The sequence below is a fragment of the Chitinibacter sp. GC72 genome (assembly GCF_009760905.1).
GTDB lineage: Bacteria > Pseudomonadota > Gammaproteobacteria > Burkholderiales > Chitinibacteraceae > Chitinibacter.
Map to the genome: position 1 here is coordinate 26,219 of NZ_VIRW01000005.1, position 13,094 is coordinate 39,312.

Annotated in this window: 10 protein-coding genes and 5 tRNA genes; 10 read left to right on the forward strand and 5 right to left on the reverse strand. The window is 55.0% G+C overall.

The features are described from left to right. Nucleotides 1-47 precede the first annotated feature (47 nt). From FLS37_RS06445 to lplT, 3 genes are read right to left on the reverse strand one after another with little or no spacing between them, the layout of a single operon-like run. Nucleotides 48-3,122, reverse strand: a complete 3,075-nt coding sequence (locus FLS37_RS06445; RefSeq protein WP_157315163.1) for an efflux RND transporter permease subunit — start codon at nt 3,120-3,122, stop codon at nt 48-50. Then, the gene (locus tag FLS37_RS06450) at nt 3,119-4,243 is read right to left on the reverse strand and encodes an efflux RND transporter periplasmic adaptor subunit (RefSeq protein WP_157315165.1); all 1,125 of its coding nucleotides are present in this window, start codon (nt 4,241-4,243) and stop codon (nt 3,119-3,121) included. Before FLS37_RS06450 ends, FLS37_RS06445 begins: the two co-directional genes overlap by 4 nt. Nucleotides 4,244-4,296: 53 nt before the next feature. Then, nucleotides 4,297-5,589 carry a lysophospholipid transporter LplT gene (gene lplT / locus FLS37_RS06455; RefSeq protein WP_157315167.1) on the reverse strand — a complete coding sequence of 431 codons (1,293 nt, stop codon included), beginning with the start codon at nt 5,587-5,589 and terminating at the stop codon, nt 4,297-4,299. Between the two features lie 153 nt (nt 5,590-5,742). On the opposite strand from lplT, the gene FLS37_RS06460 reads away from it, so the two are divergent. The 10 genes from FLS37_RS06460 to FLS37_RS06505 all read left to right on the forward strand — a co-directional run bounded on the left by FLS37_RS06460 (nt 5,743) and on the right by FLS37_RS06505 (nt 11,910). Beyond that, entirely contained in the window at nt 5,743-6,351 is a 609-nt protein-coding gene (locus FLS37_RS06460) for a DedA family protein (RefSeq protein WP_157315169.1), read from the forward strand. A 129-nt stretch (nt 6,352-6,480) separates the two neighbouring features. Next, entirely contained in the window at nt 6,481-7,551 is a 1,071-nt protein-coding gene (gene alr / locus FLS37_RS06465; protein WP_157315171.1) for an alanine racemase, read from the forward strand. A gap of 100 nt (nt 7,552-7,651) precedes the next feature. Next, on the forward strand, nt 7,652-8,878 hold the full coding sequence (locus FLS37_RS06470) for an aspartate kinase (protein ID WP_157315173.1): 1,227 nt from the start codon (nt 7,652-7,654) through the stop codon (nt 8,876-8,878). A 225-nt stretch (nt 8,879-9,103) separates the two neighbouring features. Then, a tRNA-Ser gene (locus FLS37_RS06475) sits at nt 9,104-9,197 on the forward strand. A gap of 25 nt (nt 9,198-9,222) precedes the next feature. Beyond that, nucleotides 9,223-9,299: transfer RNA gene (locus FLS37_RS06480), tRNA-Arg, on the forward strand. Nucleotides 9,300-9,329: 30 nt separating this feature from the next. Next, nucleotides 9,330-9,404 (forward strand) — tRNA-Glu (locus FLS37_RS06485). A 40-nt stretch (nt 9,405-9,444) separates the two neighbouring features. Beyond that, nucleotides 9,445-9,521, forward strand: a tRNA-Arg gene (locus tag FLS37_RS06490). A gap of 32 nt (nt 9,522-9,553) precedes the next feature. Beyond that, nucleotides 9,554-9,628: transfer RNA gene (locus tag FLS37_RS06495), tRNA-Glu, on the forward strand. A gap of 363 nt (nt 9,629-9,991) precedes the next feature. Then, nucleotides 9,992-11,167 carry a UbiH/UbiF family hydroxylase gene (locus FLS37_RS06500; RefSeq protein WP_157315175.1) on the forward strand — a complete coding sequence of 392 codons (1,176 nt, stop codon included), beginning with the start codon at nt 9,992-9,994 and terminating at the stop codon, nt 11,165-11,167. Between the two features lie 8 nt (nt 11,168-11,175). Continuing rightward, the gene (locus FLS37_RS06505; RefSeq protein WP_157315177.1) at nt 11,176-11,910 is read left to right on the forward strand and encodes a DsbC family protein; all 735 of its coding nucleotides are present in this window, start codon (nt 11,176-11,178) and stop codon (nt 11,908-11,910) included. Between the two features lie 152 nt (nt 11,911-12,062). Here FLS37_RS06505 and FLS37_RS06510 read toward each other — a convergent pair whose 3' ends face one another. Further along, nucleotides 12,063-12,572 (reverse strand): hypothetical protein, encoded by a 510-nt coding sequence (locus tag FLS37_RS06510; RefSeq protein WP_157315179.1) that lies wholly within the window; start codon nt 12,570-12,572, stop codon nt 12,063-12,065. Further along, a complete protein-coding gene (fosX, locus tag FLS37_RS06515) occupies nt 12,565-13,038 on the reverse strand; it encodes a FosX/FosE/FosI family fosfomycin resistance hydrolase (protein ID WP_304487495.1) in 474 nt (157 codons plus the stop codon). The genes FLS37_RS06510 and fosX overlap by 8 nt, the downstream gene beginning before the upstream one ends. Nucleotides 13,039-13,094: the final 56 nt, after the last annotated feature.

Consider the following 13,094-nt stretch of genomic DNA (forward strand, 5'->3'; position numbering starts at 1 on the left):
CCTGTAGGCTATTTATTTATTGCTCTGTAGGGCTATACCCGTCATGGCTATTTGAGCTTTTTCTCCAGCTTGGCCAGGCTGATATACAGCACTGGCGTGATATACAGTGTAATCAGCTGTGAAAACAGCAGGCCGCCCACGATGGCCACGCCCAGTGGCTGGCGCAGCTCGGCACCCGCTCCCAGCCCCAGCGCCAGCGGCATGGCGCCCATCATCGCGGCCAGTGTGGTCATCATGATGGGTCTAAACCGCTTGGCGCTGGCTTCACGGATCGCGGCAATAGGGTCGAGCTGCTCTTTGCGCTCGGCCTCCAGTGCAAAGTCGATCATCATGATGGCGTTCTTTTTCACAATCCCGACCAAAAGCAAAATACCGATCATCGCAATAAAGGTCAGCTCCAGCCCGATCAGCTGCAAGGCCAGCAGCGCGCCAATTGCCGCCGATGGAATGCCGGCCAGAATCGTGAGCGGATGAATCCAGCTCTCGTACAGTACGCCCAGTACCAGATAAATCACCGCCACCGCAGCCAGAATCAGCCAGAGCTGGCTGGTCTGGGTCTGGCTATATAGCGCCGCATCTCCGGCAAAACCGCCAAAAATATACTCAGGCAGGCCTATCGCCTGCTCGGCGGCCTTGATCTCCCGTGCCGCATCCGACAATGAAGCGCCCTCGGCCAGATTGAAAGACAGCGTAATTGCTGGCAATTGCCCCTGATGATGAATGGTGGTGGTAACGGCGGTGCGCTCAACGGTGGCAAAGCTCGAGAGCGGAATCAAGGCGCCAGTCTGGCTGCGCACGTGCAATTTGCTTAGCTTGCTTTCGTCGCTGCGATCCTGCTCGTCCAGCTGCATTAGCACCGAGTAACTATCTTGCGGTGCGTAGATGCTGGTGACTTCGCGCTCGCCATAGGCGGCGTACAGCGTGTCGCGCAAGGACTGCATATTCACGCCCAGCTCGGCGGCACGGTCGCGCTGGATATTGAGTTTGGCCTGCAGCGTTTTTTGCTCGGCATCGGAATTGACATCGCGGAAAGCTGGGTTTTTCCCCAGCTCGGCCAGCAGGCGATTGCTCCATTCTTCCAGATCATTGGCGTTCACCGCCTGCAGTGTGTACTGATAGCTGCTTTTCCCGCTGCGGCCACCAATATTCAGATTCTGCGTCGGGCGATAAAACACGCTAACGCCAGCAATCTTGCCGGTGCTTTTGCGCAGGCTTTCCAGCGTTTTTTGCATATTGTCACGCTCGCTACGGGGTTTGAGCGTAATAAATAGCCGGCCTCCGCTGCCGCTGCTACCCAGGCTTGACGCCACCGTGGCGACGTTCGGATTGCTGGCCACGGCTGAAGCCACGCGCTGCTGCAGCTTGAGTAGGGCCGGGTAGCTGATATCTGGTGCAGCATCAACGCTGGCCTGAATCTGGCCGATGTCTTCTTGCGGGAAAAAGCCTTTCGGAATCGCCATATACAGCCAGACGGTAACGCCAAAAGTGGCCAGCGTCAGCAATAGCATCCAGACCCGATGGTGCAAGACCCAGGCCAGACTGCCCTGATAGGCCGCCAGCAAACGATTGAACCCGGCTTCAAAGCAACGGCTCCAGGCCGGAGCCTGATGCTGGGCATCGTGTGGTTCTGGCTTGAGAAAGCGCGCGGCGAATAAGGGAATTAGTGTCAGCGATACCAGCATCGACACCAGAATAGCCAGCGCCACGACGACAGCAAATTCATGAAACAGCAGCCCCATTGTGCCGGGCATAAAAAAGATGGGGATAAAGACAGCCACCAGCGAAATCGAAATCGACACCACGGTAAAGCCCACTTCGCTTGCGCCCTTGATCGCCGCTTCCATCGGCGTAATGCCGTCCCCGGCTTCCTCCAGATGGCGGACGATGTTTTCCAGTACCACAATCGCGTCGTCAACCACCAGCCCCAAGGCCACGGTCAGCCCCATCAGCGAGATGTTGTCCAGGCTATACCCCAGCCAGTACATCAATGCAAACGTTGCCAGCAAAGAGATAGGGAGAGATACCGAGGGGATCAGCGTGGCTGCTGTGCGGCGCAGAAAAAGCAGTACCGACATCACGACCAGTGCCAGAGTCAGCAGCAAGGTCAGATTCACATCATGGATGGATTCGCGAATCGAGACCGATCTGTCGTTGAGTACGCGCACATTCACCGAGTCGGGCATTTGCGCTTCCAGCCTGGGCATCATGGCCTTGATCGCATCAACGGTGGCCACCGTATTGGCACCGGGCTGGCGCTGTACGGCCAGAATAATCGAGCGCTCGCCATTAACCCAGCTACCGGATTTGATGCTCTCCACGCTGTCTTCAACGCTGGCAACATCCTTGAGCCTGACCAGCCCGCCCGAGGCGCTGGAGCCAACGACCACTTCGGCAAATTCGGCCGCATTTTTCAGTTGCTCGTTCGCCTGCAGCATCAACGTCTGGCGCTCGCCTTCGAGCTGGCCAACGGGTGAATTGGCATTGACGGTTTTTAGAGCATTGGACAGCTCTGGCAGCGAAATATCACGGGCTGCGAGCTTATCCGGGTCAACAGCAATCCGGATGGCGTATTTTTTCTGGCCATAGACCTGTACCTGTGCGACGCCATCAATGGTCGATAGCGCGGGGGCGATCAGATTGTCGGAAAAATCATTCAGTTGCGACAGCGACATCGACGGCGAATTGATCGCCAGCATCAGAATCGGCGCATCGGACGGGTTCACCTTGCGGTAGCTCGGCGGGCTTTTCATCTCGCTGGGCAAGCCGCGCGTGGCACGATACAACGCAGCTTGCACATCGACCGCCGCAGATTCGATATCACGGCTGGGGGCAAATTCCAGCGTGATCGACGTGCTGCCCAGACGGCTGCTGGAGCTCATCATCGCCAAGCCGGGAATGGTCGAAAACTGCTTTTCCAGCGGGGTGGCGACCGAATTGGCCATGGTTTCCGGCGAGGCACCGCTGAGCGAGGCCGACACATTGATGGTCGGCGTGTCATAGCTGGGTAGTGCCGAAATCGGCAGGTGAAACCACGCAATACCACCCGCTACCATCACGGCCAGCCAGAGCAACAGCGTGGCGACGGGGCGGTGGATGGCCCACCATGAGATACCCTGTTTCATCGGCTTTGTACTCCGCTTGCAGCAGCAGGGCGGCTCGCTTCGCTCACCGCACCGCCTGGGCGAACATTCTGCCCGCCTTCGCGGATCACTTTGGTGCCAGCCTTGACTCCGCTAATCAGTGCCTGACCTTCGTGAATACGCAAGACCTGTATCGCTTGCATCTGTGCCTTGCCGTCGTCGGCGATGCGATAGACAAAGCGCTGTTCCGGGCCGGTCTGGATGGCTTGCAAAGGCAGAATCAGGCCTTGCTCCATGCCCAGCTGAACCTTGATGCCCGTACTCAAACCCGGCCAGAGCTGGCGGTCGCGATTGGCAAATTCGGCTTTGGCCAGCACGGTGCCACTGCTTTTATCCACCATGCTATCGAGAAACACCAGTTTGCCCTGGCGCACGCTGCCATCGGGCAGGCTGGCTTCAACGCTGATTCCGGCGGGTGCGGCCAGCAGGGCGGGCAGGTCGCGCTCGGCCACGCTAAAGCTGATGCGCACCGGGTCTAGCTGGGTTAGTGTCACCAGAGCTTCGCTGCTATTGGCCTGTACCAGACTGCCACTGCGGGCATTGATTTTGCCGGTTCGTCCGGCAAATGGCGCGACAATCCGGGTGTATGAGAGCTGTGCCGTGCTGGCGGCCTGATCGGCCTTGGCTGCCGCCAGCTGCGCACGCAAGGCGTCGGCTTTGGCGCGAGCCGTATCTACGGCCGACGGTGAAATGAATTTGGCTTGCGCCAGCTCGATCGAGCGAGCCAGATTGCGATCGGCTTCGAGCAATTGGGCGTTGACCTGCATCACGTTGGCCTTGCTGCGTTGCGCCTGGGCTGCATCGGTGCGCGAGTCGAGCGTGAACAGCAGCTGGCCTGCGCGCACTTCATCGCCTTCCTTGAAATGCACGCTGGCCAGCTGGGCGCTGATTTGCGAGCGGATATCAACCATCTGAACGGCTTCGACGTGGCCATTGGTCGTGATCATGCGCGGCAGCTCACCGGCTTTGACCACGCTGCTCACCACCACGGTGGCTCGCTCGTTTTTGCCGGCGGGTTTCTTGTTGCCACCCTGACCACAGGCCGCCAATAAGCTGCAAACAAGCAGGGTGCCAAGTAGCGGGATTTTTGTTCTTGTCATCATGATCTTTATGCCTAAGGGAGCGTGGACGCTTTTCTCTTACTGGTTAACGGTGCTCAATCATGCAGCAGCCCCTGCCTGAGACTTTGGCGATAACGCAGGATGATCCAGCTCATCACCAAAATCACCAGTCCGCCAAAGCCGATAATGATCAGATACATCGGCGGCAGGCCGTTGTGTGCAAATTGCTGCTGCAACAAGGCGCTGCTGTCGGCGGTCAGCGGGCTGCTCCAGTTTTTGACCAGCCAGGCATGCAGGCCAACCATGACCAGAATGCCCAGATTTTCATTAAAATTCTGGACCGCAATCGAGTGTCCTGCGCCCATCAGGGTATGCCCGCGATGCTGCAGCATGGCATTGAGCGGCACGACAAAAAATCCCGATAGCGCACCAATAATCAACATCAATAACGCAGCCAGCCAGATCTGGTTGACCCAGAGCATTGAAATCAGCAAAGCACCCATTGCAACACCGGCCCACAGCACGCTGAACGCTTTGTGCAACGGTATCCAGCGGCCGGCGGCGATGGCGCCAAAGGCGATGCCAACGGCGACCAGTGCTATCAGCTGGCTGGCTTGTTCGAGTTTGAGAGACAGCCAGATGACCGCCCAGTTCAGTACCACCAGCCTCATCGTTGCACCTGCGCCCCAGAACAGTGTGGTGACGCCCAGCGAGAGCTGGCCTTGCGGATCACGCCACAGGCGCTTGACGCACCAGGCGAATTCTTTAGCCTGATGCACCGGATCCAGGTGTAAGGGTTTGAGGCGTACGGCCAACTTGGGGATATAAAGATTGATATACGCGGCCAAGCAATAGAGCAGCACCGTAGCGCAGATTGCAAATTCGGCCGGGCTAAGATACTGGCCTAGTGTATTGCCTGCTAGCCAAATATCGATATGGCTGCCAGATAAATACCCCCCAATCACTGTGCCAAGGATAATCGCAGCGACGGTGGCACCTTCTAGCCAGCCATTGGCGGCGACCAGTTTTTCATGCGGCAGATATTCGGTAATGATGCCGTATTTGGCCGGAGAGTAAGCGGCAGCGCCAAAGCCGACAATGGCATAGGCAAAAATTGGCGGCATGCCAACGATCATGCTGGCACAGCCCAGCAGCTTGATGCTGTTGCAGATCAGCATGGCGCGGCCTTTGTGCATGGAATCGGCAAAAGCGCCGGCATAAGGCGCAATCACCACATAGGAGACGGTGAACGCCCAGAGCAGCATGGATAAATGCCATTCCGGTGCTTTTTGTTCTTTTAACAAGGCCAGCGCGGCAAAAAACAGGGCGTTATCGGCCAGCGCGGAGAAAAATTGCGCGCCCAGAATGGTAAAAAATCCACGGTTCATAGGGATACACTTTCGCAGCGAGGGTTCACGTCTGCTGCTTATATCACGGATTGATGACATTCAAACTGCGCCTTGTCATCTGATTGCAGCAAATTAAAAACGCCGCGCTCGTGCTATCATCGCCGCCATTGGCCTTTTTTGTGACGGTTTGTCATGGATATTCTCCAGTCGCTCATCGGAATTTTTACCGACTACGGCTATTTGGCTGTCTTTACTGTGCTGCTGATTTGCGGGTTTGGCGTGCCGATCCCGGAGGACGTTTCTCTGGTGGCGGGCGGCGTGATCTCCGGTCTGGGTTATGCCAATGTGCATACGATGTTTGCCGTTGGCATGGCGGGCGTGCTGATCGGCGATAGCGCCATGTTCCTGCTCGGGCGCTACTGCGGTGAAAACTTGCTTGAGCATCGCTATTTCAAGCGCATGATGACGCCGGAGCGCTATCAGGCCGTGCAGGACAAATTCGAGCGTTACGGCAACCGAGTGCTGTTTGTTGCCCGCTTTCTGCCGGGCTTGCGCGCTCCCATCTACCTGACTGCGGGCATGTCGCGGCGCATTTCATATTTACGCTTTTTGTTGCTCGATGGTTTTGCCGCGCTGATTAGCGTTCCGATCTGGGTGTATCTGGGTTACTACGGCGCGTCCAACCATCAGTGGCTGATGACCTGGCTGGGGCGTGGACAAACGGCGATTCTGGTGCTGGTTGGCATTATCGCGCTGATTGTGGCCGTCTGGTACGTGCGCAACCGCAAGCAAAAAAACTAAGCGGGTTACTTATCTGTCATTCGGGCTGGGGCCGCATCCAGCCTTTCCCGTACTTTGCTCAGCACTGGCTTGCCTAAGACGCAGGCGAGGGCGCATCATTTATTCCCGTCTTTGAGTTGCGATACCACCATGTCTCGTCCGATAGAGGCTGTGATCCACAGCGCCGCACTGGCACATAATTACCAGCAGATTAAAAAAAACGCACCGCAGGCGAGGGCGTTTGCCGTCGTCAAAGCCAATGCCTACGGTCACGGGCTTGCACGTGTGCTTGCAGCGCTGCCGCAGGCCGATGGTTTTGCCATTCTGGAGTTTGATGCGGCCATTGCCATGCGCGAGCAGGGTGTTAAACAGCCCATCTTGTTGTTGGAAGGTGTATTCAGTATTGCCCAGCTACAACAAAGCGCCGCACATCAGCTGATGCTGGCGATTCACGAGCCACGGCACTTGCTCTGGTTGCGTGAAACGCCGCTAAGCGCGCCTGTCGATGTATTTCTTAAGCTCAATACCGGCATGAACCGCCTTGGCTTTGCCCCCGAACAGGCCGCCGATCTGGTCGCGCAGCTGCGTGATATGCCCAATGTTGCCAGCGTGACGCTGATGACCCACTTTGCCACTGCCGACGATCCGGCCAGAGGCATTGCCCGGCAATGGGCACGCTTTCAGGCGCAAACGGCGGGGCTTGATTGTCCGCGCTCGCTGGCCAATTCGGCCGCGACGCTGGCCTATCCTGAGGTGCACGCAGACTGGGTACGCCCCGGCATTGCTTTGTATGGCTCTTCTCCATTTGCTGATCGCAGCGCGCAGTCGCTTAATTTGCAGCCAGCCATGAGTTTGCGCTCGCGAATTATTGCCGTGCAACAGCTGCAGGCAGGCGATGAGGTGGGCTATGGGGCGACTTTTACTGCCGATAAACCTATGCGCATTGGTGTGGTGGCCTGTGGTTATGCCGATGGCTATCCACGGCATGCCCCGACCGGAACGCCGATTATCGTGGCAGGCAAAATGAGCCGGCTGCTGGGACGGGTGTCCATGGATATGTTGTCCGTTGATCTGAGCGAGATTGCCGAGGCAGAAATTGACAGCGAAGTGGAACTTTGGGGGCAGAGTTTGTCCATTGATCAGGTCGCGCAGGCGGCAGGAACAATCGCTTATGAATTGATGTGTGCAGTTGCCCCGCGTGTCCCGGTGTGTATGGATTGAATGCGTTTATATAGCGTTTTGATGTCGAAATACCCTATTTGACGCAGTTTCCATTACAATAATCTGGTTTTTATTAATTTTTCCAGCCTGCAGGTTAATCATGGCATTGATCGTCCAAAAATATGGCGGCACATCGGTTGGGTCTCCTGACCGAATCAAAAACGTAGCGCGTCGCGTCGCCAAGTTTAAAGCCCAAGGGCATGACTTGGTGGTGGTTCTGTCGGCGATGTCGGGCGAAACCAATCGCCTGATCGCACTGGCTAAAGAAATGCAAGCCAATCCGGATCCACGTGAACTAGATGTAATTGTTTCGACTGGTGAACAAGTCACGATTGGCTTGCTGGCAATGGCGCTGAAAGACATCGGTCTGGATGCCGTGTCGTACACCGGCTCACAGGTCAAGATCCTGACCGATAGCTCGCACACCAAAGCCCGAATTCAGCATATTGACGATGCTAATATGCGTGCCGATCTGAACGCGGGTCGCGTGGTGATTGTGGCGGGCTTCCAGGGTGTAGACGCCAACGGCAACATCACGACCTTGGGTCGTGGCGGCTCGGATACTTCGGGTGTGGCTTTGGCCGCAGCGCTCAAAGCCGACGAGTGCCAGATTTATACCGACGTCGACGGTGTTTATACCACCGACCCGCGTGTGGTGCCGGAAGCGAAAAAGCTCAAAACGATTACGTTTGAAGAAATGCTGGAAATGGCCAGCTTGGGCTCGAAAATCTTGCAGATTCGCTCGGTTGAATTTGCAGGCAAATACAATGTGAAATTGCGCGTATTGTCCTCGTTCCAAGAAGAAGGCGAGGGTACGTTGATTACTTTTGAGGAAGACTCTACCGTGGAAAAACCAGTCATCTCCGGCATCGCCTTTAATCGCGACGAAGCCCGTATCAATGTGATCGGTGTCCCTGATAAACCAGGTATTGCTTACCAAATCCTCGGCCCGGTGGCTGATGCCAATATCGACGTGGATATGATTATCCAGAACGTCGGCCAGGACGGCACTACGGATTTCTCGTTCACCGTGCCAAAAGGCGAAATGGCGCGTGCCATCAAGGTACTCGAAGGCGTACAAAGCCAGATTGGTGGTAAGTCAGTGTCGGGCGACGACAAGATTTGTAAAGTATCCATCGTTGGCGTTGGTATGCGCTCGCATGTGGGCGTGGCATCAACGATGTTCCGCACGCTGGCGGAAGAGGGCATCAATATCCAGATGATCTCGACTTCAGAAATCAAGATTTCTGTCGTGGTGGATGAGAAGTATCTCGAATTGGCTGTGCGCGTACTGCACAAAGCCTTTGGTCTGGAGCAGCAAGGCTAATCGCCGTCCTAGCCTCTTTGCCAGTCCAAGCCGCCGTTACTGCTGTGCAGACGGCGGCTTTTTCTTGGGCGTTGGCAGCACTGATTACCCTGCGGTTGTTGTGCCCTTGGGGTGGATGAGAATATTTTGCCTTTGCGGTGAGGTACTTACGCAACCAGTCGGAAAATTTTAACGATAAGTGTTGACGAGTATCCTGGGTGTGGGTATTATCTCGCTTCTCTGAACGGAGACGTGGATGAGTGGCTGAAATCACCTCCCTGCTAAGGAGACATACGGGCTAAAACCTGTATCGAGGGTTCGAATCCCTCCGTCTCCGCCAGAGGCTTTAAATTGTTGTGTATAGTGCGCCCGTAGCTCAGTTGGATAGAGTATTTGGCTACGAACCAAAGGGTCGGGCGTTCGAATCGCTCCGGGCGCACCAGCACCACAATGTAGTAATGATGTTTTAGATGTCCCTATAGTTTAGCGGTTAGAACACTGCCCTTTCACGGCGGCGGCCGGGGTTCGATTCCCCGTGGGGACGCCAAAAGCGTCAAGTAATACAGTATGAAAAGTTTTAAATCAGTGCGCCCGTAGCTCAGTTGGATAGAGTATTTGGCTACGAACCAAAGGGTCGGGCGTTCGAATCGCTCCGGGCGCACCAATTTAAATCTGCATGCTGAATGTTTCAAGTATGTCCCTATAGTTTAGCGGTTAGAACACTGCCCTTTCACGGCGGCGGCCGGGGTTCGATTCCCCGTGGGGACGCCAAATTCAGAAACGTTGGTATCAGCCAGCGCTTCGCACTAGAAAAAGCCGATCAAATTAGATCGGCTTTTTTCATTTGGAGCCGCCCATTCCCATAATGAGCGGCGGCTTGCATTGTCTTTTCTATGCCTTTCGGCTTATTTCTGGTAAGGCCATCTCTTGGTGTGTATTTTTCCTAAGGGTATATCCCTGTTGGCTATGCCAGTAGATGGATGTGGATTAATACTTGCATAGAGTATGTGAGCTGTTTATTCTGCATCTCACATCTCACATCTCACATCTCACATCTCACATCTCACATCTCACATCTCACATCTCACATCTCACACCTCACACCTCACATCGTCGCAATGTTAAACTGTCGCCATGAAAAGCTATGACGCAGATTTAATCATTGTGGGTGGCGGGCTGGTTGGTGCTGCTTTGGCGCTGGCGCTTAAAAACACCACGCTGGACATGATATTGCTGGAAGGGCGCGAGCCGCAGCTCGATTGGCCGCTGGCAAGCTGGGATCAGCGCGTGTACGCGATCAGCCGCGCCAGCCGCCGTTTGCTGACCAACATCGGTGCGTGGCCACTGACTCGGCCAGAACGTTTATGCCCGGTATCAGCGATGCGGATTGCAGGTGATCAGCCTCACAGCCGCTTGGAGTTTGCGGCGCTGGAAAGCGGTGTCGACGAGCTGGCGTTTATTGTCGAAAATCGTGAATTGCAGCGCGCTTTATGGCTGGCGCTGGCGCAGTGCAGCAATGTGCGGGTGATCACCGGCGTGAGCGCACAAGGTCTTGAAATCAATGCCGACGCGGCACAATTGAGCCTGGATAATGGCAGTACGCTCAAGTCCAAGCTGCTGATCGGCGCTGACGGTGCTAATTCCTGGGTGCGCCAGCAGCTTGATATGCCTTCCCGTGCCAAATCGTACGAGCAGTTCGGGGTAGTGGCCAATTTCGCGTGCGAAAAGCCGCATTACGGCGTGGCACAGCAATGGTTTATGCCCGATGGCATTCTGGCCTGGCTACCGCTACCTGATCAGCAGATGTCCATGGTCTGGTCGTGCGATCAAGACCGCCGGGGTGAACTTTTAGGCCTTTCGGCTGACGAACTCGCACAGCGTGTCAGCTTGGCCGGACAATCGCGTTTGGGCGAGCTCAAACTTATTACGCCGGCGGCGGCTTTTCCATTAAAACTCACTCACGTTCCTGAAATTGCGCGCTCGCGCGTCGTTTTGGTCGGTGATGCTGCGCATACCGTGCATCCTCTGGCGGGGCAGGGCGTCAATTTAGGTTTTGGCGACGTCGCTGAGTTGGCTAAAGTGCTCGCCAGCGTGCATCCGGCTCGCATCGGCGATGCACTGGTGCTGCGCCGTTATGAGCGCGCTCGCCGCGAATCGGTCTTGCTGATGCAAACGGTGTGCGATGGATTACAGTCTTTATTTAATAATCACAACCCGATACTTAAATCTTTGCGTAATATCGGGCTTTCAATGACCGACTCTGTACCGTGGATCAAGCGTCAATTGATCCGCCATGCAATGGATTCCTAAGGAAGAAAATGAAATACCTCACCCGAATGATGATGGCTGCCGGTGTGTTGGCCATGGTGGCATGCTCTGCGCAGGCCGATAGCCAGCCCAAAGATCTGAAGGCCACGATTGCCAAAAAACTGGGTCGTCCGGTTGATAGTGTTAACCCGACACCAGTAAAAGGCATTTACGAAGTCGTCATGGGCAAGCGCCAGATTATCTATACTGATGCCAAAGGCGAGTACGCTTTTGTCGGCGAGCTGGTCGATATTGCCAAGCAGGAAAGCATCACCGAAAAACGCATGGCCGCTTTGATGAGCACGGATTTTAGTAAGCTACCGCTGGCCGATGCGGTCAAGATTGTGCGTGGTGATGGCTCCCGCAAGCTGGCCGTCTTTACCGATCTGGATTGCCCGTTTTGCAAACGACTGGAGCAACAAAGCCTGGCCGGTATCGACAATGTCACCATTTACAATTTCATGATGCCGCTGCCCCAGCTGCACCCTGATGCCGCACGCAAATCGGCGATGGTCTGGTGTAGCAGTGATCCGGCCACGGCATGGCATAACTGGTTCTTTGAGGGTAAATTGCCCGAAAACGCCAGCAACTGCGCCAACCCGGTGCAACGCAATATGGAGCTGGGTGCCGCACTGGGCATCAATGGCACACCTGCACTTATTTTTGTTGATGGCCAGATTGTCTCTGGCGCCATTCCGAAAGAGCAAATCGAAGACTTGCTCAATAAAGCCAAACCAAAGAAATAATCCCGCAGTAGTCCAGATTGCAAAAAGCCACCGAATTCGGTGGCTTTTTCATAGGCTTCATTTAGGTTTGCTGATGTCGAGCGACAAATATATAGCTTTCTATGGGTATTGCCCGCTAGGTTGGCTATCAATTGACTTGTAGAGCTATACCCCTAGAAGCCAATTTTTAGCTGCGCGGCCACAAAACCTTCGACATCCACCGCCTGAATGGTGGGTACAATAAACAGATTCAAGCCAAGGTGATAATCGGTCTCCAGTGAAACCAGAAAACCGCCTGCCGGCACAATCGGGTAGCCTTTGTCGGTGTTTTGATAGCCACTCACCAAGCCAGCTGCCGCGCCGATTGACAGGCTGGCTTTGTCGCTAAATTGCCATTGCAATGGTGTCCAGCCCAGCTGCGCGTAAATCGATGGATCGCGCAGCGAATTGCGATACGCGCCCAACATCCAGTGCCAGCGGCCATTGCTACGCTCAATCCCGAGGCCTGGATTGCTCTCGCTCAGATTGTCGTCAATCACAGCTTGGCGATCAAAGTGGCGTGTCATCACTGGGGCCACCACCCATGTTTTCCATGCTTGCTCGGTATTCATGCCTTGCAGCCAAGTGGGTGTGGCTTCGCCAAAAGCCTGATTATCAGCCCCTAGCACGCTATTGCTAGTCATACCCAGGGTTAGTATTGCTGTATATGCGAATTTTAGAGCTTTCTTCATGGCTATACCCTATTTTTTCTTGATAGCTCGCTAGTCGTTCCGCCAGCGTACCGGTATGTAGTTCAAATAAATGATTGTCGAAATCATAAAAATACAGTGATTGAGCTTCACCCGCGATGCGCGGGCGCGATGGTTTTATTTCGACGCCCAGCGCAATTAATCGTGCTGTGATCTCGGCTAAATCGGCCTCATTCACCGCAAAAGCCACATGCTGATAGCTGCGCTCGGTCGGCGGCTTGCCTTGCATCGCTGCGATCCAGATCTCGCCCAGCAGAAAGAATTTTTCTGGCGCCACTGAAAACGTTTGCGCGCCGCTGTCATACACTTCGCTTGCGCCTAGTCCTTCACACAGGAAACGCGCCATCCGTTCCAGATCTTTCACAATAAAAGTGAGATGACTGATACCACTAATCTGCACTATTAAATACCCGTTGCAGTATATTTTTCAACTCATTGTAGGTATTGGTCTTGCTG

Bases quoted from the DNA above. Each gene is read 5' to 3' on its own strand.
- FLS37_RS06470 (WP_157315173.1), top strand. From the start codon at position 7,652: ATGGCATTGATCGTCCAAAAATATGGCGGCACATCGGTTGGGTCTCCT.
- FLS37_RS06460 (WP_157315169.1), top strand. From the start codon at position 5,743: ATGGATATTCTCCAGTCGCTCATCGGAATTTTTACCGACTACGGCTAT.
- FLS37_RS06450 (WP_157315165.1), bottom strand. From the start codon at position 4,243: ATGATGACAAGAACAAAAATCCCGCTACTTGGCACCCTGCTTGTTTGC.
- FLS37_RS06505 (WP_157315177.1), top strand. From the start codon at position 11,176: ATGAAATACCTCACCCGAATGATGATGGCTGCCGGTGTGTTGGCCATG.
- lplT (WP_157315167.1), bottom strand. From the start codon at position 5,589: ATGAACCGTGGATTTTTTACCATTCTGGGCGCGCAATTTTTCTCCGCG.
- FLS37_RS06500 (WP_157315175.1), top strand. From the start codon at position 9,992: ATGAAAAGCTATGACGCAGATTTAATCATTGTGGGTGGCGGGCTGGTT.
- alr (WP_157315171.1), top strand. From the start codon at position 6,481: ATGTCTCGTCCGATAGAGGCTGTGATCCACAGCGCCGCACTGGCACAT.
- FLS37_RS06510 (WP_157315179.1), bottom strand. From the start codon at position 12,572: ATGACTAGCAATAGCGTGCTAGGGGCTGATAATCAGGCTTTTGGCGAA.
- FLS37_RS06445 (WP_157315163.1), bottom strand. From the start codon at position 3,122: ATGAAACAGGGTATCTCATGGTGGGCCATCCACCGCCCCGTCGCCACG.